We start from the raw sequence: 21,842 nt of genomic DNA, 5'->3' as shown, positions 1-21,842 counted from the left end.
CCGCCACGCGGGCCGACCTTCGCGTCAGGGATCGCAAGTGGCTATGCCGGCGAGACGCCAAAGGCGGCTCGACCGACGCGAAGCGGGAGGCAGAGCCCGGCCCGGCCACCGGCTGCGGGACGCCCAAACTGCGCCCTTGAAAATATTTCTGTCTCAGCCCCGAGCAGCTTCGGAGACGACCGCAAGCACAGGCTACAATGGCGTAAAACCTGCGGAATCGCACGATCTTGACCGCATCGAAGCCATCCCAAATGCTGTCTTCGCGAGGCATTTCAGCCGACGCTACATCAAGAGACAGCACTGTGACCGACAACGCCCCCGACCGTATCCTTCGCCTCAACGCCGTGCTCGATCGCACCGGGCTTTCGCCCGCGACGCTTTACCGCGAGATCCAGGGCGGGCCTTTTCTCAGGCAGCTGCGCATTGCGCCGAGAAAATTCGATTGGCAGCAAAGCGTCGCGCTGAAACGATGGAAGAAAACCGCGCCAAGTTCATCGGTGTAGCGCGCAGGGCGTTTGCCGCCTCAGGTTTCGACAATGCGTCGATGGACGACCTGACTGCCGAGGTCGGTCAGCATCTCGGATGGCAGTCATGAGAGCGTATATCTGGGACCGTTCTATGTCCCGACCCCAATTCGTGCTTTCGAGTATGAATTGCCCCAACGGCCCCGGGCGTGAGATAGCTCGCCCATGGCCCGCACAATCCCCCAAGGCGAACTCTTCCAACTCGATAGCCCGCTCAACGGCGAGCTCCGCGGCGAGCGGTCGCTCATGGCGTTTCCCTTCTTCGCGCTCAGCAAGAATGCCTGGATGAAGCCCCTCGCCTACGCGACGCCGGAGGTGTCGATCGAGGTGCGGCCTAGCGCGCGGGGGGTGGCGACGATCTACGACAAGGAGATCGTGCTCTACATCGCCTCGCTGATGGCGACCAAGCTCGAGCACAGCCTGCCTGTCGCGCAGGACTTCGTGTTCACCGCGCATGACCTGTTCAGCGTCACGGGCTCCAATCATTCCGCCCGCAGTTATTCGATAGTGTTGAAAAACTCGGCCTTGCAGTAATCGCATAGTCCTGATTCACTGTGCCTGTCGTTGGGAGGCAGGCTGATGATGGGTGCTCGGACGGTGATGCAGGAGGCGCTGTTTTACAGCTTCAGCCTGGAGGACCACGTGCCGCAAAGCCACCTGCTGCGGGCGGTTGACCGCTTTGTGAACCTGGACGGTATCCGGGAGAAGCTGCGGCCATTCTATAGCGAGACGGGCCGCCCTTCGATCGATCCCGAGCTCATGATCCGGATGCTGCTCATTGGCTATTGCCTGGGCATCCGGTCAGAGCGGCGCCTGTGCGAGGAAGTGCATCTCAATCTGGCCTATCGCTGGCTCTGCCGCCTCGGCCTTGATGGAGCGGTGCCGGATCATTCGACCTTCTCAAAGAACCGCCACGGCCGCTTCCGGGATAGCGACCTATTGCGGAAATTGTTCGAAATGACTGTCACGCGCTGCATCGAGGAGGGATTGGTCGGTGGCGAGGGTTTTGCCGTCGACGCCAGCCTGATCAAGGCCGACGCGAACCGCCAACGCGGTGTGCCTGGCGAGGAGGGCTTGCCCCCGGACATCGTCAACCATGCTGCCCGGGAGTATCTGGAGGTGCTCGATGCCGCAGCGTTTGGGGCTGCATCGCCCGTCACGCCCAAATATCTGTCGCCTGCCGATCCCGCAGCGCGCTGGACAAGCGCCCATGGCGGGCAAGCCTTCTTCGCTTACAGCACCAACTATCTCATCGATTTGGCAAACGCCGTGATTGTTGATGTTGAAGCCACCACGGCCATTCGTCCGCCGAAGTGACAGCGCAGCGAACGATGATTGACCGAACACAGGAACGTTTTGGCATCTGGCCCCAGCGTCTGGCCGCCGATACTGGTTATGGCGATGCCGCCAATATCGCTTGGCTTGTCCATGAGCGCGGCATCGAACCGCATATCCCGATTTTCGATCACGCGAGGCGCCGGACCGGAAGTTTCCAACGCGACGAATTCCGCTACGATCACCAACATGATCTCTATGTATGTCCCGGCAGCAAAGAGCTGTTCCCGCGCCGCAGGAACTTGCGGCGCTGCGGGGCGACGTCGATCAAGACGGGTTTATCCGCTACCGCGCCAGCAAACATGACTGCGATGCCTGCGCCCTCAAGCAGCAATGCTGCCCCGGGCAGCCCAATCGCAAAGTGATCCGATCAATTCACGAGGGTGCACGGGATCTGGCAAGAGATCTGTCCCAAACCGACGCCTATGTCACATCCCGCCGCGAGCGGAAAAAGGTTGAGATGCTGTTCGCCCACCTCAAACGCATCCTCAAGCTCGACCGCTTGCGCCTGCGAGGGCCAAACGGGGCAAAGGACGAGTTCCTCCTTGCAGCCACCGCTCAAAACCTCCGCAAGTTGGCAAAGCTGATCCCGATGCCCGCCGCACCGGCGCTCGCATAACCGGGACGGGCCTTCCAGACCGTGCCCAAGCTGGTATCAGCCTCGATCTCAGTGGCGGGTTTTTCAACACTATTATTCCTGTCTTGCCGATGCGCTGGAGCGGCTGCAGGGCACGCAGATCCGCACCAACATCGAGGCCGGTGGTGAAGGTGAGAAAGGGTTCTTATCTTGGAAGCGCGACTGCAGTATGCGCGGTCGCGCAACGGTGAGAAGCGGCTGAAGGCGGTAAAGGTGCGGCTATGCGACTGGCTGTTTCGCGCCATTCTGCGCGATGGCCAGGTGCTCGATTACGCCGCCACCTACTTCCAGCTCGGGCCGATCGAGCGCCGCATCTACGAGGTCGCGCGCTCGACCTGCGTCGATGGCGAGGCGCTGGAAATCGACCTGCCGACCTTGCGCCTGCAGATCGGTTTCCAAAACTCGCTGGCGAACTTTCGGATGGCGATGAAGCGGATCGCCGCCGAGGACACGGTGCCGGACTATCACTTGGAGCTGATTGAGGATCCTCCGTCGATGGCGGCAACCGGCATCAGGGGGCGCAACTCTGGGCGAGCCAAGGTGATCATCACCAAGCGGCCCGAGCCGCTCGAGGACTTGGCGGGGGAGTAGCCGCCTTTCCCTTCTTTCGGGAACCAACGTGGTCGCCCGTGATTCGCAAGCCTTGCAATTCACACTCGAAAGCACGAACCGCAATGGCTTCCGATGTAGGATAATTGCTGCGATAACACGGTCGTCAGCATGGGCTGGCTCGATCGGACGAAGAGGCAGCCGTGACCACATAAAAGAACGCCATCGCCGTGCCGTTCGCAGGGGAAAGCAGGGTCGATGGCGGGTCCCAGCCGGTAAGGGCCGGATTGCCGTCGAGGTCCCGCTGCTTCCACCCGGCAGGGCAGTGCTGGTCGAGCAGTTCGTAGGAGAGCGAGCCCATTGGGCGGCACGACCACATCGCCGATCTCGAGCATCGCGCGGGCGCCGTCGGTGGCGATCCCGCTGATCTCGATCCAGCCTTCCGCCTCGGCGGGGAGCGGATCGTCACTGGTGCCGTCGTAGCCGGACGGCGCGAACGAGATGAACAGGCGCTCGATTGCGCCCGGCCAGACGCGGTCGGCCTCTGCGGGCAGAGAGTAGCCGCCGTCGAGCTGCGAGAAATCGAGCGAGATCAACGCGTCCTCGCCGGTACCTTGCGCATGGTTCCAAAGCCGCACATACCAGGTATGCGCGGCGCCCGACTGGTCTTTGCCCTCGATCGTCAGCGTCGGTCCATTGACGGTATCGAGCGGAACCACGCCGGCCGAGCGCCAGCGGAACGCGAGCGAGGTATGAGCGTAGTCGCGGTCGGTACGGTAGGCGCGCACGGTGCCCAGTTCCTCGTTCTCGCGCATGGCCCGTTCCCGCGCCACGGTGTCGCGGTGGAGCCCGAGGAGGCGCAGGGCATTGGCATTGTCGAACTTGACCTCGCCGTCGCGGGCCTCGCCGAAACGCAGGCGGTGCAGCAGTTCCATCTCCAGGCTCTCGTATCCTTCGAGCAGGGCGGAATGCCACCGCCGGGCGAAATCCGGCTCGATACGACGCACCTTGTAGGGGCGGCTGGGGTGGACGCCGGCAGCGAGGCTGGCCGCGCTGACGTTGGAAGTCTCGGCGAGCGCGGCCAGGAATTCGTCGCGCCAGTGGAGGTTGGGCGTCTCTTCGGTCGCAGCGAGCTGGGCGCCGGAGGTGATGCGGCGCCTGATCGCGGCGGCCCGCGACGAAGCCTGCATTGGCTCGACCATCTGGGGGTGATCCTGCTGTTGGGGAAAGGGGCTCGCGAAGGTCGGCGCCGCCAGAGCGACTCGGTATTTCGCGATGTTCCTGCTATGTACCCAAACAGCGTGACGATGTCAAGGGTGAATAACCAAATAGGTTTATAGCCCCACGCTTGCCGCTTGCCGCAATGCAGCGCGAAGGCTAGGCAGGCGGCGTTTCGGGCTTCATGCCTTGCGGGGGAATTCGATGCTGCGCCGCCTCTACGACTGGACCATGGCCAAGGCCGCGCACCGCCATGCAGAATGGTGGCTGGCCGCTTTCGCCTTCATGGAGGCGAGCTTCTTCCCGGTCCCGCCGCACCCCTTGCTGGGCCTGATGTGCCTGGCCGAGCCGAAGAAGGCGATCCGCTTCGCCGTCATCGCCACGCTGGGCTCGGTCTGCGGCGGACTGCTGGGCTATGCCATCGGCTACTTCGCCTATGCCGCATTCGGCGAGGCGCTGCTGCACGCGCTCGGCCTTGCGGAGAGCTTCCCCAAGGCCGCATGCTACTTGCGCGACTACGGCGCCGAAATCATCATCGTGAAGGGAGCGACGCCGATCCCCTTCAAGCTGCTGACGATCACCGCCGGCTTCATCGGCATGAACCTGGGGGTCTTCATCGGCGCCTCGATCGTCTCGCGCTCGATCAGCTTCATGATCGTGGGCGTGCTGTTCCGGCTGTTCGGCGCTCCGATCAAGGCGGTGATCGACAAGCACCTGGGCAAGGTGACGGCCGCATTCGTCCTGCTGGTCGTCGCGGGTTTCCTCGCCATCACGATGCTGGGCGGCGGGGGCAAGGAAACGACGGAGAAGTGCGCATCGGCCGTGGCGGTGAAGACCGCCTGAAGCAGCCTGCGACTCACTCGCCCCCGCGGGAGTGATCGTTCAGCGCTTGCGGTTCTTCGCCGCATTGGCAGCCGCCGCTTCGCGCAGCAGCGCGGCCAGGCCCGCTTCGTCGAGCGTATCGCCCTCGTGCAGGTCGATCGCGCGGCGCGCGTTGCCTTCGAGGCTGGCGTTGAACAGGCCGGCGGGATCGGCAAGCGAGGCTCCCCTGGCGAACGTGAGCTTCACCGCCGCCTTGTAGGTCTCGCCGGTGCAGACGATGCCGTCGTGATACCACGTCGGCACGCCGCGCCACTTCCATTCCTCGACGACCTCGGGCAGCGCCCCGTGGATCACGGCGCGCACGTTCGCCAGCATCGCACCGCGCCAGTCGCCCAGTTGCGCGATGCGATCGTCGATGTGCTGCGACGGGGTTTTCTCGTCCTCGGCCGGTTGCGTCATGGTGTCCCGTATAGTTTGGCCTCTTCGGCCCGTCGCGATTTCAGGCCGTTCATGGGCTTTCCGTCGTTGAAGATCCACTTGCCGAACTCGCCCTTCGCCTCGGCGAAATGGCCCTGCTTATGCAGCTTGCCGAGCGTCGCTGAGCGGATCTTGCCGGTATTGTAATGAAACGACACGAGCGCGTCGAACTGGTTCTGGGTGGTCTGCGCCGTGCCGAGGAAGTCGGCGACCTCGTCGACGTAGCTCTGGATGTCGACTTCGAAACGGGCGTCGCACTGCGCCTGGGTGAAGATCACGCCCTTCCTGATGTCCGGCCCGGTGGAGCCCCAGCCGATCGTCCAGGGCTTGCCATCGACGCTGCCGGGATCGGGGTAGGCGGCGAAGGTGCCGTCGGCGAGGCGCGTCGCGCAGCCTTCCCATTTCTTGATGAGCCTGGAGCCGGGCTGCCCGAGCGAGCGGCCCGATGCCGCGGGCGTGGCCGGCGGCGCGGTCTGTTCGGGCGCGAGGCTGGCCGGAAGCGCGCCTGCGGAACGTTCGATGGCCTTGTCCAGCGCATCGACTTCGGCCTGGGTGAAACCGCGGCCCAGCATCTTGCGGACCGCATCGAAGATCGGTTTGTTGTTCATGAACAGGTCCTCCACAACAAGATCGCGCGAAGTATCCGCGGCGATCCAAACGGTCGAATATGCGCCCGAATGATGTTGGAGGCGGTCGTGACTACCGCTCTTGGCGCTGTCCCGTCATCCGGGCAGCCGTTTGAGTAAGCCCGACCATGCCGTGTAGGAAAGGGGTTTCTGCGCGATCCGGAAAATCCGGCACGAAATGTCCGCGATTGTCATCGCCGGCGATCGCGGAGCCAACGAAAAGGGCGCCCGGATTGCTCCGGACGCCCCGCTCGGCGAACTGGTCGCGACAGCCTTTTAGAGGCTGTAGTACATGTCGAATTCGACGGCCGACGGCGTGGTTTCCCAGCGCAGCACTTCGGGCCACTTGAGTTCGAGGTAGGCTTCGATCTGGTCCTCGGTGAACACGCCACCTTCGAGAAGGAAGGCGTGGTCGGCCTGGAGGCTGTCCAGAGCTTCACGCAGCGAACCGCAGACGGTCGGCACTTCGGCGAGTTCGGCCGGCGGCAGATCGTACAGGTTCTTGTCCATCGCTTCGCCCGGATGGATCTTGTTCTTGATACCGTCGAGGCCGGCCATCAGAAGCGAGGCGTAGCACAGGTACGGGTTGGCCATCGCGTCGGGGAAGCGGAACTCGACGCGCTTCGCCTTGGTGCCGGCACCGTAGGGGATGCGGCACGAGGCCGAACGGTTGCGGGCCGAGTAGGCCAGCAGAACCGGGGCTTCGTAACCCGGGACCAGGCGCTTGTAGCTGTTGGTGGTCGGGTTGGTGAAGGCGTTGAGGGCCTTGGCGTGCTTGATGACGCCGCCGATGAAGTACAGGCAGTTCTCGGACAGACCGGCGTAGCCGTTGCCCGCGAAGGTGTTGTTGCCGTCGTTCCAGATCGAGATATGCGTGTGCATACCCGAACCGTTGTCCTTCATGATCGGCTTGGGCATGAACGTCGCCGTCTTGCCGTAGGCCTGTGCGACCATCCACACGACGTACTTGTAGATCTGCATGCGGTCGGCGGTGGTCACCAGCGTGCCGTAGGTCAGACCCAGTTCGTGCTGGGCAGCGGCGACTTCGTGGTGGTGCTTGTCGCAGGGCAGGCCCATTTCGAGCATGGTCGAGACCATCTCGGCGCGGATGTCGGTGGCCGAATCGACCGGAGCGACGGGGAAGTAGCCGCCCTTGGCGCGCGGACGGTGGCCCAGGTTGCCGGTGTCGTACGACTTGTCGGTGTTGCCCGGCAGTTCGATGTCGTCGATCTTGAAGCCGTTGCCGTCGTAGCCGTCGTAGAACTTCACGTCGTCGAACATGAAGAACTCGGCCTCGGGGCCGACGAACACGGTGTCGCCGAAGCCGGCCGACTTGACGAACGATTCGGCGCGCTTGGCGGTCGAACGCGGGTCGCGGGCATAGAGTTCACCGGTCGAAGGCTCGACGATGTCGCAGAACAGGATCAGCATCGGGGTGGCCGAGAACGGATCGGTGTACACGGCATCGAGGTCGGGCTTGAGGATCATGTCCGACTCGTTGATGGCCTTCCAGCCCTCGATCGACGAACCGTCGAACATGAGGCCGTCTTCCAGCTCGTCTTCGGTCAGGACCGTCGAAACCATGGTCAGGTGCTGCCACTTGCCTTTGGGGTCGGTGAAACGGAGATCGACCCACTCGATCTCTTCGTCCTTGATCCTCTTGAGGACGTCCTTTGCAGTTGCCATGGTCTTGGTTCTCCAGGTTACTCTTTACGCACCGCGAAAGAGGATAGGGGTGAGTGGGAGTGCGGAAATTCTACCGGCCCCCCAGCCGGCGCATCTCCGGCCCGGCGAATGCCGGGCGAATAGGCTATGGACTAGGTCAGAGCGCGTCGTCGTCCCGCTCGCCGGTGCGGATTCGCACAGCGGTTTCGACGTGCACGACGAAGATCTTGCCGTCGCCGATGCGGCCGGTCTGGGCGGCGTCGGCGATCGCTTCGACCACGCGGTCGGCCAGGGCATCGGGCACGACGACCTCGAGCTTCACCTTGGGCAGGAAGTCGACGACGTATTCTGCACCGCGATAGAGTTCGGTATGGCCCTTCTGGCGGCCGAAGCCCTTGGCCTCGGTGACGGTGATGCCGGAGACGCCCACTTCGTGCAGCGCTTCCTTCACTTCGTCGAGCTTGAACGGCTTGATGATGGCTTCGATCTTTTTCACGCCTGCCTGGACCCCTGCACTTGCACCCGGACTGTCTCGAAGAGGGAACTGGTCCGGGAACCAGGTGCCTCGCGCGCGAATCCCATCAAGAATCGTGCCAATGCGTTAGCCCGTTGGTAGGCCAAGTGTGCAACCGCGAAAAGACCGCATTTGCACCATTTGCACTGCCGGCGGACCGACTGTTGCAATGTCGCACGCCTCTGGAGGGTAAGTTCTGTTCAAGATTCGGGCATGTCGTGCCCGGAAATTGTGCAGTGCGGTTTTGCAGGCATCCAACTCCTCCCTGTTGCGCAGCAATGGGGGCGCCGACGCGGCAGGTGACGGAAAGGGAGTCTACCCTGCACCATTTGCCGTGCGGGCGGTCTCCTTCCCCGTCGCTTCGCGACAGGGGAATTCGAGATCAGAGCCGCAGGCCTGCCGTCTCGTCGAGGCCGGCCATGATGTTGAGGTTCTGCACGGCGGCGCCGCTTGCGCCCTTGCCCAGGTTGTCGAGCATGGCGACGAGACGCGCCTGGGTGCCGTCCCCGGCTCCCAGCACGCGCAGGGTCAGCGTGTCGACCGGCGCCATCGACCCGCGCAGGAGCAGCTCGTCCGGCTGGTCGTCCGCGACTTTCACGACCGGGCTGCCGGCGTAGAACGAGACCAGCGCGGCGCGCAGGTCGTCGGGGCTGCCGGCCGACGGCATCATCGAGAGGTGCACGGGCACTTCCACCAGCATGCCGCGATGGGCCGGCACCACGGCGGGCGCGAAGATCGGCTCGTGCGTCAGCCCGGCGTGGGCCAGCATTTCCGGCACATGCTTGTGGCCGAGCGCGAGGCCATAGGCGCGAAAGGCGATGTCGGTATCGGCCTCGAAGCGTGCGATCAGCGCCTTGCCGCCGCCCGAGTAGCCCGAGACGGCATGGCAGACGTAAGGCCACTGCGCAGGCAGCAGCCCGGCGCGCACCAGCGGGCCGACGAGGCCGATGAAGCCGGTGGGATAGCAGCCGGGATTGCTGACGCGGCTGGCCGAGGCGATGGTCTCGCGTCCGACGATTTCGGGAAAGCCATAGGCCCAGTCGGGGGCGATGCGATGCGCCGAGGACGCGTCGATTACCCGGGTGCGGTCGTTGGCGATCATGCCGACGGCGGCCTTGGCGGCATCGTCCGGCAGGCACAGGATCACGAAGTCGGCGTCGTTCAGCGCTTCGGCGCGGGCCGCGTCGTCCTTGCGGCGCGTGTCGTCGAGCGCGATCAGGTCGAACTCGGGGCGGCCGGCGAGCCGTTCGGCGATCTCGAGGCCGGTGGTGCCCGCGGCACCGTCGATGAAGACGCTGTGGGCCATCAGGCGTCGCTTTCCAGGTGAGACAGGGCGACGTAGCCCACGGGTCCGTCCTCGCCGAGCTGGCCCCAGGCGAACTGGCCGGCAATGTCGAGAACGTTGAAGGTCGCGGCGGCAGGCAGGTCCATGATCGCCTCGCCGTCGTTGCGGCCCGCCGACAGCAATACCGCGTCAGCGCGCAAGATGCGCGGCATCGGCGCGGCGTAGTGGGGCACGAAGTAGAGGCCCGCCAGCTTGATGTGCGCCAGGTCGCCGCGCACCGGAAGGCAACCGGGGTCCGTGCGCACGCTCGGCCCGGTCATGGCAAGCAAGCCTTCGGTCCGGGGAGGGCGGGTATACGAATCCACAGGTGCCAACGTCGGTGCGTCTCCAAAAGCAAAGATGGGCGCGCTTAGCCGGGTCACGGGCGGTTCGCAAGTTCAGGGCGTGGCTTGGACATAGCGTGCCTTCAGCATGCGCCATGCCGCGCGCAGGCCCAGCGCGTCGCCGCCCTTGGGCCGGCCTGGTTTGGCGACCGGACGCCAGGCGAAAGTGTCGAAGTGGGCCCAGTCCAGCCCCTTGGGCACGAAGCGGTCGAGGAACAGCGCCGCCGTGCTCGCGCCCGCGAAGCCGCTGGAGCCGGCGTTGTTGATGTCGGCGATGTCGGACTTGAGGTATTCGCGATATCCTTCGTGGAGCGGCAGGCGCCAGCATGGGTCGTCGACCGCCTTGCCCGCCGCCAGCAGCGCGTCGGCAGTGGCGTCCTCGCGGGTGAAGAGGGCGGGAAGGTCGGGGCCCACGGCCACGCGCGCGGCGCCGGTGAGGGTCGCGAAGTCGATCACCAGTTCGGGCTTTCCTTCGCCGGCGCGGGTAAGCGCATCGCCCAGGATCAGGCGGCCTTCCGCATCGGTGTTGCCGATCTCCACCGAGATGCCGGCGCGGCTGCGCAGGACGTCGCCGGGGCGGAAGGCATTGCCGGCGATCGCGTTCTCGACCGCGGGGACCAGCACATGCAGGCGCACCGGCAGGTTCGCGCCCATCACCAGGCGGGCCAGCGCGAGGGCATGCGCGGCGCCGCCCATGTCCTTCTTCATCAGCAGCATGCCGGCGGAGGGCTTGATGTCGAGCCCGCCCGAATCGAAGCACACGCCCTTGCCGACGATCGCCACGCGCGGGTGCCTGGGATCGCCCCATTCCAGTTCGATCATGCGCGGGGCATGCGAGCGGGCGGCGGCACGGCCGACCGCGTGAACCATCGGAAACTCGCGCTCAAGCATGTCGCCACGCGTCACGCGGATCTCGGCACGGAAGGCCTTGTGCAGGTTTTCCGCCTCGGCCTCGAGCTGGGCGGGGCCCATGTCCTCGGCCGGGGTGTTGACGAGATCGCGCACCAGCATGACCGCCTCGGCTTCGGCGACGAGCGCGTCGATGCCTTTCGGCTCGCCGGTCAGGAGCACGCGCGGGCCTTCGTCCTCGGGGTCGGAGAGGTAGCGGTCGAAGCCGTACTGGCCCAGTATCCAGCCCAGCATCGCCGCGCCCGGCTCGCCGCCTGTGCGGCGGTAGGTCCCGGCGGGCAGCTTTTCGGCGAGCTTGGCCAGGCACCAGCTCGACAGCGAGGACGGGTCCGCGACGCCCGCGACCACGGCCCAGCCGTCACCCTCGGGGATGATCGCGTAGTCGCCCGCGCCGCCGGTGAAGCGGTTCGCGGCGATCGCGGCGCGCTGGGGAACGCTCAGGCCCTTGACGAATTTCTCCAGTCCGTCCTTCTCGACGAGGTGGATGGAAACGGCCTTCTGGCCGCGGTCGGGCTGGATCAATGCGTTCTTGTCGCTCATGCGCTGATTCTCTAGCCTCCCCGCGAGCCTGAGTGCGAGAGGAATTTTGATGCGATATGGCGGTTTCCTAGCGGTTCTGGCCCTGGCGATGACCGGATGCAAGGGTTCGGAGGACCCGGGCGCCGCGCCGAGCGGGACGCGAACCTTCGTTGCCGACGACCCCGAGTTCGCAACCGAGGCCCCGACCGAAGCGCCGGCGCCGGTTGCGAAGGGCCGTGCCGAGAAGGAGGAGAACGCGGTCTACGAGTTCGCCTATTCCTATCCCGATGCGGCGGCCGCCGTCCCGGCGCTGCGCACGATGCTCGACGGGCGGCTCGATGCCGACAAGTCCGATCTCGTTTCGTCGGCACGCGCCGGCAAGGCGGATGCGGCCAAGGACGGCTTTCCCTATCACGCCTATTCCCGGCAGACCGAATGGAAGGTCGTCACCGACCTGCCGGACTGGCTGTCGCTCTCCTCGGAGCACTACGAGTTCTCGGGCGGGGCGCACGGCATGTCCGGTTCCGATTCGCTGTTGTGGGACCGCCGGGCCGACACCGCGCGCAAGCCCGCCGACCTCTTCACCGGGCAGGACGCGCTGCGCGCCGCGATCCAGGCGCCGTTCTGCGACGCGCTCGACAAGGAGCGGGCGAAGAAGCGCGGCGAGCCGGTGCTGCGTGACAGCGGGCAGATGTTCAGCGAATGCATCGACCCGACCGCGCAGACGCTGATCCTGGGGTCCGCCAACCGCCGCACATTCGATCGCATCGGCGTGCTCGTGGCCCCCTACGAAGCCGGGCCTTACGCCGAGGGCAGCTACGAAGTGACCCTGCCGGTGACCGGCAAGGTCATGGCCGCGTTGAAGCCGCAATACCGCAGTTCCTTTTCCTCGCAGCCGTGACCTCGCATTTTCCGGCGAAAGCGATTATGTGGGGACGATGACCGAATACCAGATCGTAGAGCCCGGCCAGGAGGAAGCCCTCCTGCGCGATGGCACCATCAAGCTGCACGGCCCCGAAGGCTTCGAGGGCATGCGCCGCGCCGGCCAGCTCGCCGCGCGCATCCTCGACGAGATCGCACCGCTGGTGCAGCCCGGCGTCACCACTGCAGCGATCGACGACAAGGTGCGCGAACTCACGCTCGACGGCGGCGCGGTGCCCGCCACTCTGGGCTATCGCGGCTATGCGCATTCGTGCTGCATCTCGATCAACCACGTCGTGTGCCACGGCATCCCGTCCGAGAAGACCTTCAAGGATGGCGACATCGTCAACATCGACGTGACCCCGCTGCTGAACGGCTGGCACGGCGACACCAGCCGCATGTACCTCGTCGGCGACGTGCCGCTCAAGGCCCGCCGCCTGGTGGACGTGACGTACGAGTGCCTGATGATCGGCATCGCCCAGGCCAAGCCCGGCAACCGCGTGGGCGACATCGGCGCCGCGATCCAGGAATATGCCGAGAGCAACCGCTACGGCGTGGTGCGCGAATTCTGCGGCCATGGCCTTGGCCGTCTGTTCCACGACGCGCCCGAAGTGGTCCATGCCGGGCGTCCCGGCACCGGGCCGCTGCTCAAGCCGGGCATGTTCATGACCATCGAGCCGATGATAAACCTGGGCAAGCCGCCGGTGAAGCTGTTGTCCGACGGCTGGACGGCGGTGACCCGCGACAAGTCGCTCTCGGCGCAGTTCGAGCATTCGATCGGCATCACCGAGGACGGATGCGAGATCTTCACCACCAGCCCCACCGGCCGGCACAAGCCGCCTTACGCCTGATCGCTGCAGGCCGTCGTCCCGGACTTGATCCGGGACCGCGAGCAAGGCCCCGCCCATCTCGCGCCGGGCCGCAGTGCCATGGTGGCCCAGCGCAAATCTCCTCACGGTCACGGATCAAGGCCGGGACGAAGGCGCCGCTGGGGCAGTGATCGCCCCGGCGCGGTGTTCCGCTGGTGACCTCGCGCGCCTGGCGTGACAGCCTCCCCCGCCTGAAACCAGGAGGCCGGAGCAATGGCGACCCAAGCACAGGACTTGTCCGGCGGTCTGCCGGAAAGCCGCGAATACGTCGTGGCCGAAAGGCCCGAGGACGGCATCCGCGATGCGGTGAACGTCTGGATCGAGGAGGAAGGCGGCGCCTTCGCCATGCGCGTCGGCGTCGAGGCGGTGGGCGCGCAGTGGGAGCGCCACGAGCTGTGGCTCGACATCGCCTTCGCCGACGGCCGGCTCTACTCGCGCCGGGGCAATGGCGAGACCCGGTCCGCCTATGGCGCCGACGGCCGGCCCACGGTGCGCGCCGCCGGCCCGATCCGCTTCGAATGCGTCGAGCCGTTCCGCCGCTGGACCGCCCGCTTCGAAGGCCCGGTGGCTCGCACCAGCGCACAGGAAATCCTCGATGACCCGGACTTCGTGGAAAGCGAATGGGCGGATATCTCGTTCGAGGTCGACATGGACATGGCGGCGATCCCCTGGGAACCCGGCTCGATCCTGTCCGAGGCGGCCGAGGCGCTCGGTGGCGAGCAGGGCGACTACATGAGCCCGCGCTACGAACAGCTCTTCCGCGCGAGAGGCACTCTCACCATCGACGGCGAGGCGCGCAGCTTCAAGGCCAACGGCCTGCGCATCCGCCGCACCGGCTTTCGCGCCTTCGCGGGCTTCTGGGGCCATTGCTGGCAGTCCGCCGTGTTCCCCAGCGGCCGGGCCTTCGGTTTCAATTCGTATCCCCCGCGCGAAGGCGAGCCGCCGAGCTATTCGGAAGGCTGGATCATCGACGCGGATGGCACGCGCGTCGGTGCGCGGCCCGTGGGCATCCCCTGGCTGCGCAAGCTGGTGACCGGCGGCGAGGACGTGTCCTGCGTGCTGGAGACCGTCGACGGGCGGCGCATCGAGATCGGCGGCCTGACCTTCGCCAATACCCGTTCGCGCGGCGGGCACGTCCTTCCGCCCGACTGGCCCAAGGACTGGCCGATCGTCCAGCAGAGCCATGCCGTCTACACCTGGGACGGAGAGCGCACGACCGGGATGGTCGAGCGATCGAGCAAGCCTAGCGTCATGGAGCTGTGAAATCCCCTCCCTGTGGCGGAACGCAACAGGGAGGATCACCGCGTCAGAACGAGATCACGGCCTCGCCGATGGCGTTCCACACGTCGTCGAGCTGGTCGTCGGTGATGCAGTAGGGCGGCATCACGTAGACGGTGTTGCCCAGCGGGCGCAGAAGCACGTCGCGCGTGCGGAAGAAGGCCATGAGTTCGGGCGCGAGGCCGTCCATGTAGCCGCCTTCGCCGCGCGTGCGCAGGTCCAGTGCGGCGATGGTGCCCAGCGTGCGCGGGTTCTCGAAGTGGCAGAAGCGGCCGAGCTTTTCGAGCCAGGCGGACTGGCGCGCGGCGAGGTCGGTCACGCACTCCATCACCGGCTCCTCGCGCCAGATGGCCAGGTTCGCCGCCGCCGCGGCGCAGGCGATCGGATTGGCGGTGTAGCTGGAGGAATGGAAGAACATGCGCGCGCGGTCGGTCGACCAGTGCGCCTCGAAGATCGGCTCGCTCGCCATCGTCACCGCCAGCGGCAGCGAGCCGCCAGTCAGGCCCTTGGACAGGCACAGGATGTCGGGCACCACGCCGGCCTGCTCGCAGGCGAGCAAGGTGCCGGTGCGGCCCCAGCCGGTCATCACCTCGTCGGCGATGAACAGCACGCCGTGCGCGGCGCAGATCTCGCGCATCGCCTTGAGAGTAGGGGCGCCATAGACCAGCATGCCGCCCGCGCCCAGCACCAGCGGCTCGACGATCAGCGCGGCGGTCTCGCCCTGGCGGCACAGCGCCTCGAGCGCGTCGAGCGTGGCCTGCTCGGCACCGGCAGCGGGGAAGGGGATGCGGCCAACGTCGAACAGCAGCGGCTCGTAGGGACGGTTGAACACCCCGCGCGCGCCGACCGACATCGCGCCGATGGTGTCGCCGTGATAGGAATGCTCCATCACGACGATGCGGTGGCGCGGCTCTCTCCTGGCGTGCCAATAGCCGAGCGCCATCTTGAGCGCGACCTCTACGCTGGTGGACCCCGAATCGGAGAAGAACACCCGCGTCAGCTCGGGCGGCATGATCGCGGTGAGCCCGGCGGCGACGGCTTCGGCGGGTTCGTGGGTCCAGCCGGCGAAGATAAGCTGGTCGAGCTTGCCAGCCTGCTGCGCGATGGCCGCCATGATGCGCGGGTGGCAGTGGCCATGCGTGGTCACCCACCAGGACGATACCGCATCGATCACCTTGCGCCCGTCGGCGGTGTGCAGCAGGGCGCCTTCGGCATGGGTGACGAGCGGGATCGGCTCGCCCAGGCCGTGCTGGGTGAAGGGATGCCAGACGGGCGAGGCGGCGGGGGAGCGGCTCATGCGAAGTCTTCCGGCCTGAAGTTCCGGGCGAAGGCGGCGCGAAGGCCTTCGGGATCGAGAGGCGCGAGCATCGGCAGGCGACCGAGCCGCTTCACCCCGCCCATCGCGCAGATCGTCGCCTCGCTGTCCTCCACGGACATGCCGACGAAGGCGACGCCCAGAATCGGAACGCCGCGCGCGCGCAGCGCCTCGATCGAGAGCAGGGCATGGTTGATCGTACCGAGTTGCGTGCGGGCGACCAGCACCACCGGCGCGGCCCAGCGGGCGAACTGGTCGGCATAAGTCTCGGTGCGCGAGATCGGCACCAGCACGCCGCCCGCGCCCTCGACCACCAGCGGACCGTCGACTGCGGGCAGCGCGAGGCGGGCCGGATCGATCGTCACCCCGTCGATCTCTGCGGCGAGATGGGGCGAGCACGGGGTGGCGAGACGGTAGGCCTCCTCCAGCACCTTGGCGCGCGGCAGGCCCGAGAGGTGGGCGACGCGCTGCGCGTCGGTGCCGTCCTCGTCGATGCCGGCCTGCACCGGCTTCCAGTAATGCGCGCCCAGCGCGCCGGCGAGAGCGGCAGCGAAAACGGTCTTGCCGATGCCGGTATCGGTTCCGCTGACGATGAGGGGACGGGTGGTCATCTGGCTTGTCACCTAGCGCGCCGGAGATGGCAGGTCACCACTTCGTAAGTGACTTCGCATCCGCTTTGGGCAAATCGCGCCATGACCCGGCGCAGGCGGGCGGGGCCGAGCGGACGGTGGCCGGGGTGCGAGGTGCCGGCGCCGATCGCCTTGAGCGCATGCAGGAAAGCGTGTGCGTCGGGGTGGCGTTCGAGGTGATCCTCGCGGTCGAGCGCTTCGGGCGCGAGCGCGGCGAAGGCCTCGACGGGCGCGAAGTGGGGGGTGCCGGCGGCGAGCCCCTCCGCCTCGTGGGCGGCGCGCCACTGCGCGAAGCTGCCGGGGGCGAGGGTGGTCACGACCAGGTGCCCGCCCGGGGCCAGCCACCCGGCCATGCGGGCCAGCGCGGCGGGGGCATCGTCGAACCACTGCACGGCAAGGCTGGAGCAAACGAGATCGAAAGGCCCGTCCGGGGCCGGGCCGTGCTCCCCGTCGAGGACGGCGAAGCGCAAGGTCCGGGCGTCGCCCATGGCGGCGAGGCGGGCGCGGCAGCGCTCCACCATTTCGGCGGCGATGTCGGTGACGAGCCAGTCGCCGCCGATCCCGGCCTTCCCGAGCGCGGCGGTGAGGAATCCGGTTCCGCAGCCGATCTCCAGCACGCGTGGAGTGGCGGGCAGGTCGAGCCCTGCGATCCGTGCGGCGAGGCGGTCGGCCACGTCGCGCTGGATGCGGGCCTGGCCTTCGTAGTCGGGCGCCGCGGCGAAGGCGCGGCGGATGCGGTCGCGCTGGCTCATGCGGCGATGCTCTCGACCATGCCGCGCACGGCCGCCGCGCACAGCTCGGGGGCCTCGATGGGGAGCAGGTGGCCGCCTGCGCCGTGGACCAGCCGGCGCACATCGGCGCCCGCGAAAGTGCCGTCGCGCATCGCTTCGGACAGCAGCGGGTCGCGCCCGCCGTGGAGGGCGAGCACCGGCAGCCGCGGAATCGGCGGCGCGGCATCGCGCAGGCGCAGGAGATCGGCGTGCAGCGGCTCGGCCTCGATCGCGCCGAAGGGCTCGTCGCTGCCGCAGGTCCGGCGGAACTCCGCAAGCACCGGGCGCGGCTCGATCTCGAAGCGGCGCAGCATCCGGTCGAGCACGCGCAGCGGCACGCCCGCGCGCCCGGCCACGGCGGTGAAGCGCTCGAAGCCGTTGATCGCGACGATCCCGGCCAGGCCCGGCGGCGGTGCCGAGAGCACGCGCATGGTGCCGAACGAATGGGTCACCGCGATGCAGGGCCCCTCGATCCGCGGGGTGGCGGGAGCGCCGAAGTAGCCGCGGTCGTCGAGGTCCTGCGGCCATTGCCCGAGGAGGGCGGCCAGGGGGGTCCAGAAGTGCCGGTCGAAGCCCCAGCCGTGCGCGAACAGGAGCCTCACCGATTGGCCTCGATCACCGCGAGCAGGCCGTCGACGTCGTCCGGCGAATGGCCGGCGCGCAGGGCAAGGCGCAGGCGGCTGGTGCCCGGCGGCACCGTCGGCGGGCGGATCGCGGAGGCGAGGAAACCGGCGTCCTCCAGCCTTGCCGAGAGCGCCATCGCGGCATCCTCGGGCCCGATCAGGGCGGGCACGATCTGGGTCGAGGAGGCGCCGTGGTCGAGCCCGAGGCGCGCCAGCCCGGCGCGCAGCCGCTCGCCCAGCGCGGCAAGGTGCGCGCGCTCGGCGTCCATGCCGGGCACGAGGTCGAGCGCCGCGTCGATCGCGCCCAGCACGGCGGGCGGCGGGGCGGTGGTGAAGACGAAGCCGCTGGCGGCATTGACGAGGTAGTCGATCAGCACCCGCGATCCCGCGACGTAGGCGCCGAAGCCGCCCAGCGCCTTGCTGAACGTGCCCATGACGAGGTCGACCCGCCCCGGCACCAGCGCGCTGAGGCCGCGCCCCTGCGGGCCGAGCACGCCGGTCGCATGGGCCTCGTCGACGAACAGGGCGGCGTCGTGCCGCTCGGCGATCGTGGCCAGCCGGGCGATGTCGGCGCGGTCGCCGTCCATCGAGAACACCGACTCGGTCAGGATCAGCCGCGCCGGCGCCTGCGCGCCCTTGTCCGCGAGCAGGGCTTCGAGGTGGTCGAGATCGTTGTGGCGGAAGCGGTGTTGGCGGACCCCCGCCATGGCGATGCCGGCGTGCATGCTGGCGTGGATCAGCCGGTCGGTGAACACCGCTGCGCCGGGGATCGCGGCAAGCAGCGCCGGGATCACGGTGGCGTTGGCCTGCCAGCCGCTGGCGAAGACGAGCGCGGCCTCGCAGTGCTTGAACGCGGCGATCCGCGCCTCCAGCGCCAGCTGCTCCGCGCTCGTGCCGGTCACCAGCCGCGATGCGCCCGAGCCCGAGCCCTGGGCGGTGGCCCATTCGCCGGCGCGTTCGACCAGCAGCGGGTGGCGGGCGAGGCCGAGATAGTCGTTGCTGGAAAAGTCGTGCAACCGGCGTCCGCCGCGCTCCACGAGGCCGCCGGGCAGCAGTGCCGTCGGGCGCAGGGTACGGCGTTGCCCGGCGCGCTCGATCCGCGCCAATGCCGCCTCGAGGTGGGAATCGAGCCTGCTCATACGCGGCCCGGTATGGCAACCCGGCCCTTGGCACAATGGGCACGATGCGCTTTGCCGTGTATCGCGAGATGGCCCGGCGAGGCTTTCATCGCGGCCGCTCTCCCCCAACGTCCTCGCCGGCAACGGCTGGCCCTACTGGCCCCGATCCTTCGCCGCTTCGCTCTTGTCGAGATCCTTGCGGGCGACGCCCAGGATCTTCGCCAGCTTGGTCTTGTCCGTTTCGGACAGGTCGGCGTATTGGCGCGGAGCCGGGAACGTGGCGGTGGCGGTCTTCACCTTTTCGACGATGGCGGGCATCTGCTGCATCATCTTGGGCATGAATGCCTGCATCCGGGTCATGACCTCGGGCGACATCATGATGAGGTACGAATCGGCGGCATAGGCCTTGCCCGTGGGCGTTGCGAAGAAGCTGTTGAGTTCGCCGAGCTGGCGGGCGTCGAACCGCGAGGCATAGGCGCCCGCCAGGCCATCGCGGATGTCGGGCTCGAACTGCGTCATCAGCCCCATCATCTCGTTCATCATGGTGCGCGTGGAGATGCGCATCCGCTCCTTGTAGGCGGGGTCGTAGATTTCCATGATCTCGGCCAGCGAGGCACTGCCGAGCTTTTCGGTGTCCACGCCGGCGATGCCCGCCAGGTCCTTGAGCGGCAGGCGCATGGTCGAATCCATCACCGTGTCCATCACCTGGTCCATCGTCCCGTTCATGAGCCGGGCATACGTGCCGGCCGGGAAGACGTAGTCGACGGTCTGCCGCGCCGCGGCGAGGCGGGCGGCATCGACGGGTGCGGTGGTGGCGGTCGTGGCGGCAGGCTCGGCCGCGCGGGCCGGCGCATGGGCGACGATAAGGGCCGCACAGGCCGCGGCGAGGACAGGACGCATCATGATTTTCCCCAGAAGGTCGCACGAACGGGACGGGCGCCACGCATATCCCGTCAGGGCCATGGGGAAAACGGAAATGCGCAGGCTCAGAGGCCCGCCTGCAGCAGCCACTCGTGGAAAATGCGTACCGGCCGCGCCTCAAGCGACTTGGGCCGGCAGACGAACCAGTAGCGGTACGGGCTCTCCACGTCGATGTCGTAGAGCCGCGCCAGGCGGGTGTCGTGGGCACGGCGGAAGTGGTCGTCGTGCATGATCGCGATGCCCAGGCCCTGAGCGGCGGCTTCGAGCACCAGCTGGCCGGAGTCGAAGCGGTCCACCGAGGCCGGGTCGAGGTCGGGCATGTCGATCGCGTCCTTCCACGCCTCCAGGCTGTCGGGCAGGTCCTGGTGGATCAGGAAGGTCTGGCGCGACAGCTTGTCCTCGTCCGGCTTCGGGCCGAGTTCGGCTGCCAGCTCCGTCGAGGTGATGGCGTAGACCTTGTTGTGGTCGAGCTGGACGCGGTAATACTGCGGGTCCGGCTCCTTCGCGAGGATGATCGCGGCGTCGAGCGTGTCGCCCACGCGATCTTCCAGGTGGGCGCCGGTGTCGATGTCGATGTGCAGGCGCGGATGCAGTTTACGCAACTCGGGCAGGCGCGGGAACAGCCGCTGGCCGCCGAACAGCGATGGCACGCCCAGGTGCAGGCGCAGCACCTGGCCACGATCGATCTGCGCTTCCACCGCTTCGGCCAGCTCTTCCAGCTTGGGGCCGATGGCGTTGTAGAAGGCCAGGCCTTCGTCGGTGAGCTTCATCGCCTGGTGCTGGCGAGTGAACAGGCGCTTGCCGGTGAAGTCCTCCAGCGCGGCGACGCGGCGCGAGAGGGCGGACGGACTGAGCGCAAGCTCGTTGGCGGCAGCCTTGGCGGAACCAAGGCGGACGACGCGTACGAAAGCTTCGAGCGCGCGCAGGGGGGGAAGACGGCGTACAGGCAATTTTCTGTCTTTTCACTCGGTTATGGCTACCACCAGCGATGCGGCAGCGGCGATTAGTTTGCCTCTCTCTCCAATTCTTCCACCGGCGGGTGCAGCCGCAGACGCGTGACGTGCCGTTCGTTTCCGTCCGTCACCTCGATCCGCCAGCCGCTGTCGTGCTCCAGGATCGTACCGACCTGGGGGACCTGCTCCGCCAGCACGAATGCCAGGCCGCCGAGCGTGTCCACCGCTTCCTCCACTTCGGCGAGCCGCGGGTCGATCCGCCGGGCCACTTCGTCGAGCTCCACGCGGGCGTCGGCGTCCCACATACCTGCATCTATTGCAACCAGCAATTCCTCGGGCGCATCATCGTGCTCGTCCTCGATGTTGCCGACGATCTCCTCGACGAGGTCTTCGATGGTGATGATCCCGTCGGTTCCGGTGTACTCGTCGATCACCACCGCGAGGTGGATGCGCTGGGCACGCATGTCGGCCAGGACGTCGAGCGCGCCGCGCGATTGCGGCACGTAGAGCGGCTGGCGCATCAGTCGGGTCCAGTCCGCAGGCGGAGCCGTGCCGCGCGCGAGCAGCGGGAACACGTCCTTGATGTGGATCATGCCCTTTATCTCGTCGAGCGTCTCGCCATAGACCGGGAGGCGGCTGTGGCCGTGCTCGGCGAAGGCCTCGACGACCTCGGCCCAGGTCGCCGCCGCCGGGATGGCGATGATCTCGCCGCGGGGGATGGCGACGTCGTCGGCGTCGTGCTCGCTGAAATGCAGGAGGTTGCGCAGCATCTGGCGCTCGATCGAGGACAGGTCCCCCTTCGAGGCGGCTTCCGCGTCGCCGTCGCCTTCGTGGTCGTTGATGACCTCTTCGATCTGCGCCCGCAGCGACTGATCCCCGTCGCCCTGGAACAATCGACGAAAAGCACGCCAGAGCGTGCCGCTACTGTCGCCTTCTCCCGAGCCTTGCTCGGCGTGGCGGCCATTGTCGGCCATCTTGCTTG

General features: G+C 67.2%; 22 protein-coding genes and 2 pseudogenes. 8 read left to right on the top strand and 16 right to left on the bottom strand.

Annotated elements, in window-relative coordinates; genetic code table 11:
• Positions 1-302: 302 nt before the first annotated feature.
• From ACFFDA_RS20630 to ACFFDA_RS20615, 4 genes and pseudogenes are all read left to right on the top strand, one after another.
• Positions 303-503 (top strand): helix-turn-helix transcriptional regulator, encoded by a 201-nt coding sequence (locus tag ACFFDA_RS20630; protein WP_404482652.1) that lies wholly within the window; start codon positions 303-305, stop codon positions 501-503.
• Between the two features lie 186 nt (positions 504-689).
• Positions 690-1,058: a replication initiator protein A gene (locus ACFFDA_RS20625; RefSeq protein WP_404482651.1), complete on the top strand. Its 369-nt coding sequence runs from the start codon at positions 690-692 to the stop codon at positions 1,056-1,058.
• 45 nt (positions 1,059-1,103) lie between these two features.
• Positions 1,104-2,478: pseudogene (locus ACFFDA_RS20620) on the top strand (transposase).
• A gap of 168 nt (positions 2,479-2,646) precedes the next feature.
• Positions 2,647-3,087, top strand: a complete 441-nt coding sequence (locus ACFFDA_RS20615; RefSeq protein WP_404482650.1) for a replication initiator protein A — start codon at positions 2,647-2,649, stop codon at positions 3,085-3,087.
• A gap of 154 nt (positions 3,088-3,241) precedes the next feature.
• On the opposite strand, the pseudogene ACFFDA_RS20610 reads toward ACFFDA_RS20615, so the two are convergent.
• A pseudogene (locus ACFFDA_RS20610) lies at positions 3,242-3,827 on the bottom strand (hypothetical protein); the annotation flags it as partial.
• Between the two features lie 640 nt (positions 3,828-4,467).
• On the opposite strand from ACFFDA_RS20610, the gene ACFFDA_RS20605 reads away from it, so the two are divergent.
• Positions 4,468-5,106 carry a YqaA family protein gene (locus ACFFDA_RS20605; RefSeq protein WP_404482648.1) on the top strand — a complete coding sequence of 213 codons (639 nt, stop codon included), beginning with the start codon at positions 4,468-4,470 and terminating at the stop codon, positions 5,104-5,106.
• Positions 5,107-5,145: 39 nt separating this feature from the next.
• Here ACFFDA_RS20605 and ACFFDA_RS20600 read toward each other — a convergent pair whose 3' ends face one another.
• The 7 genes from ACFFDA_RS20600 to ACFFDA_RS20570 all read right to left on the bottom strand — a co-directional run bounded on the left by ACFFDA_RS20600 (position 5,146) and on the right by ACFFDA_RS20570 (position 11,484).
• On the bottom strand, positions 5,146-5,544 hold the full coding sequence (locus ACFFDA_RS20600; RefSeq protein WP_404482646.1) for a DUF1801 domain-containing protein: 399 nt from the start codon (positions 5,542-5,544) through the stop codon (positions 5,146-5,148).
• Positions 5,541-6,170: a lysozyme gene (locus ACFFDA_RS20595; protein WP_404482644.1), complete on the bottom strand. Its 630-nt coding sequence runs from the start codon at positions 6,168-6,170 to the stop codon at positions 5,541-5,543. Before ACFFDA_RS20595 ends, ACFFDA_RS20600 begins: the two co-directional genes overlap by 4 nt.
• A 294-nt stretch (positions 6,171-6,464) precedes the next feature.
• Positions 6,465-7,874: a type I glutamate--ammonia ligase gene (gene glnA, locus ACFFDA_RS20590; protein ID WP_404482642.1), complete on the bottom strand. Its 1,410-nt coding sequence runs from the start codon at positions 7,872-7,874 to the stop codon at positions 6,465-6,467.
• Between the two features lie 136 nt (positions 7,875-8,010).
• The gene (locus ACFFDA_RS20585; protein WP_043978976.1) at positions 8,011-8,349 is read right to left on the bottom strand and encodes a P-II family nitrogen regulator; all 339 of its coding nucleotides are present in this window, start codon (positions 8,347-8,349) and stop codon (positions 8,011-8,013) included.
• A 400-nt stretch (positions 8,350-8,749) separates the two neighbouring features.
• Positions 8,750-9,673: an N-acetyl-gamma-glutamyl-phosphate reductase gene (argC, locus tag ACFFDA_RS20580; protein WP_404482641.1), complete on the bottom strand. Its 924-nt coding sequence runs from the start codon at positions 9,671-9,673 to the stop codon at positions 8,750-8,752.
• Entirely contained in the window at positions 9,673-9,972 is a 300-nt protein-coding gene (locus ACFFDA_RS20575; protein ID WP_404482640.1) for an SH3 domain-containing protein, read from the bottom strand. Before ACFFDA_RS20575 ends, argC begins: the two co-directional genes overlap by 1 nt.
• A 117-nt stretch (positions 9,973-10,089) precedes the next feature.
• Complete coding sequence (locus ACFFDA_RS20570) at positions 10,090-11,484, bottom strand: leucyl aminopeptidase family protein (protein WP_404482639.1); 1,395 nt, start codon at positions 11,482-11,484, stop codon at positions 10,090-10,092.
• Positions 11,485-11,533: 49 nt separating this feature from the next.
• Here ACFFDA_RS20570 and ACFFDA_RS20565 point away from each other — a divergent pair, with 49 nt between their 5' ends.
• From ACFFDA_RS20565 to ACFFDA_RS20555, 3 genes are all read left to right on the top strand, one after another.
• Complete coding sequence (locus tag ACFFDA_RS20565; protein ID WP_404482638.1) at positions 11,534-12,364, top strand: DUF4163 domain-containing protein; 831 nt, start codon at positions 11,534-11,536, stop codon at positions 12,362-12,364.
• 37 nt (positions 12,365-12,401) lie between these two features.
• Positions 12,402-13,235 (top strand): type I methionyl aminopeptidase, encoded by an 834-nt coding sequence (gene map / locus ACFFDA_RS20560; RefSeq protein WP_404482637.1) that lies wholly within the window; start codon positions 12,402-12,404, stop codon positions 13,233-13,235.
• Between the two features lie 231 nt (positions 13,236-13,466).
• Entirely contained in the window at positions 13,467-14,516 is a 1,050-nt protein-coding gene (locus tag ACFFDA_RS20555) for a hypothetical protein (protein ID WP_404482636.1), read from the top strand.
• A gap of 43 nt (positions 14,517-14,559) precedes the next feature.
• Here the strand turns inward: ACFFDA_RS20555 and ACFFDA_RS20550 are convergent, their stop codons facing one another.
• The 8 genes from ACFFDA_RS20550 to ACFFDA_RS20515 form a co-directional block, all read right to left on the bottom strand.
• On the bottom strand, positions 14,560-15,828 hold the full coding sequence (locus ACFFDA_RS20550) for an adenosylmethionine--8-amino-7-oxononanoate transaminase (protein WP_404482634.1): 1,269 nt from the start codon (positions 15,826-15,828) through the stop codon (positions 14,560-14,562).
• Entirely contained in the window at positions 15,825-16,457 is a 633-nt protein-coding gene (bioD, locus tag ACFFDA_RS20545; RefSeq protein WP_404482632.1) for a dethiobiotin synthase, read from the bottom strand. Before bioD ends, ACFFDA_RS20550 begins: the two co-directional genes overlap by 4 nt.
• Before the next feature lie 8 nt (positions 16,458-16,465).
• Entirely contained in the window at positions 16,466-17,227 is a 762-nt protein-coding gene (locus ACFFDA_RS20540) for a methyltransferase domain-containing protein (RefSeq protein WP_404482631.1), read from the bottom strand.
• Complete coding sequence (locus ACFFDA_RS20535) at positions 17,224-17,847, bottom strand: alpha/beta fold hydrolase (RefSeq protein ID WP_404482630.1); 624 nt, start codon at positions 17,845-17,847, stop codon at positions 17,224-17,226. Before ACFFDA_RS20535 ends, ACFFDA_RS20540 begins: the two co-directional genes overlap by 4 nt.
• Positions 17,844-19,007 (bottom strand): aminotransferase class I/II-fold pyridoxal phosphate-dependent enzyme, encoded by a 1,164-nt coding sequence (locus ACFFDA_RS20530; RefSeq protein ID WP_404482629.1) that lies wholly within the window; start codon positions 19,005-19,007, stop codon positions 17,844-17,846. Before ACFFDA_RS20530 ends, ACFFDA_RS20535 begins: the two co-directional genes overlap by 4 nt.
• A gap of 132 nt (positions 19,008-19,139) precedes the next feature.
• On the bottom strand, positions 19,140-19,889 hold the full coding sequence (locus ACFFDA_RS20525; protein WP_404482627.1) for a DUF2059 domain-containing protein: 750 nt from the start codon (positions 19,887-19,889) through the stop codon (positions 19,140-19,142).
• A gap of 83 nt (positions 19,890-19,972) precedes the next feature.
• Positions 19,973-20,857, bottom strand: coding sequence for a LysR substrate-binding domain-containing protein (locus ACFFDA_RS20520; protein ID WP_404482625.1), 885 nt, complete (start codon positions 20,855-20,857; stop codon positions 19,973-19,975).
• 53 nt (positions 20,858-20,910) lie between these two features.
• On the bottom strand, positions 20,911-21,834 hold the full coding sequence (locus tag ACFFDA_RS20515) for a hemolysin family protein (protein ID WP_404482623.1): 924 nt from the start codon (positions 21,832-21,834) through the stop codon (positions 20,911-20,913).
• Positions 21,835-21,842: the final 8 nt, after the last annotated feature.

Source organism: Novosphingobium sp. BL-52-GroH, from assembly GCF_044813085.1.
Taxonomy (GTDB): domain Bacteria; phylum Pseudomonadota; class Alphaproteobacteria; order Sphingomonadales; family Sphingomonadaceae; genus Novosphingobium.
Note: the sequence above shows the minus strand (reverse complement) of the source record. Positions and strands in the feature narration are given on the sequence as shown.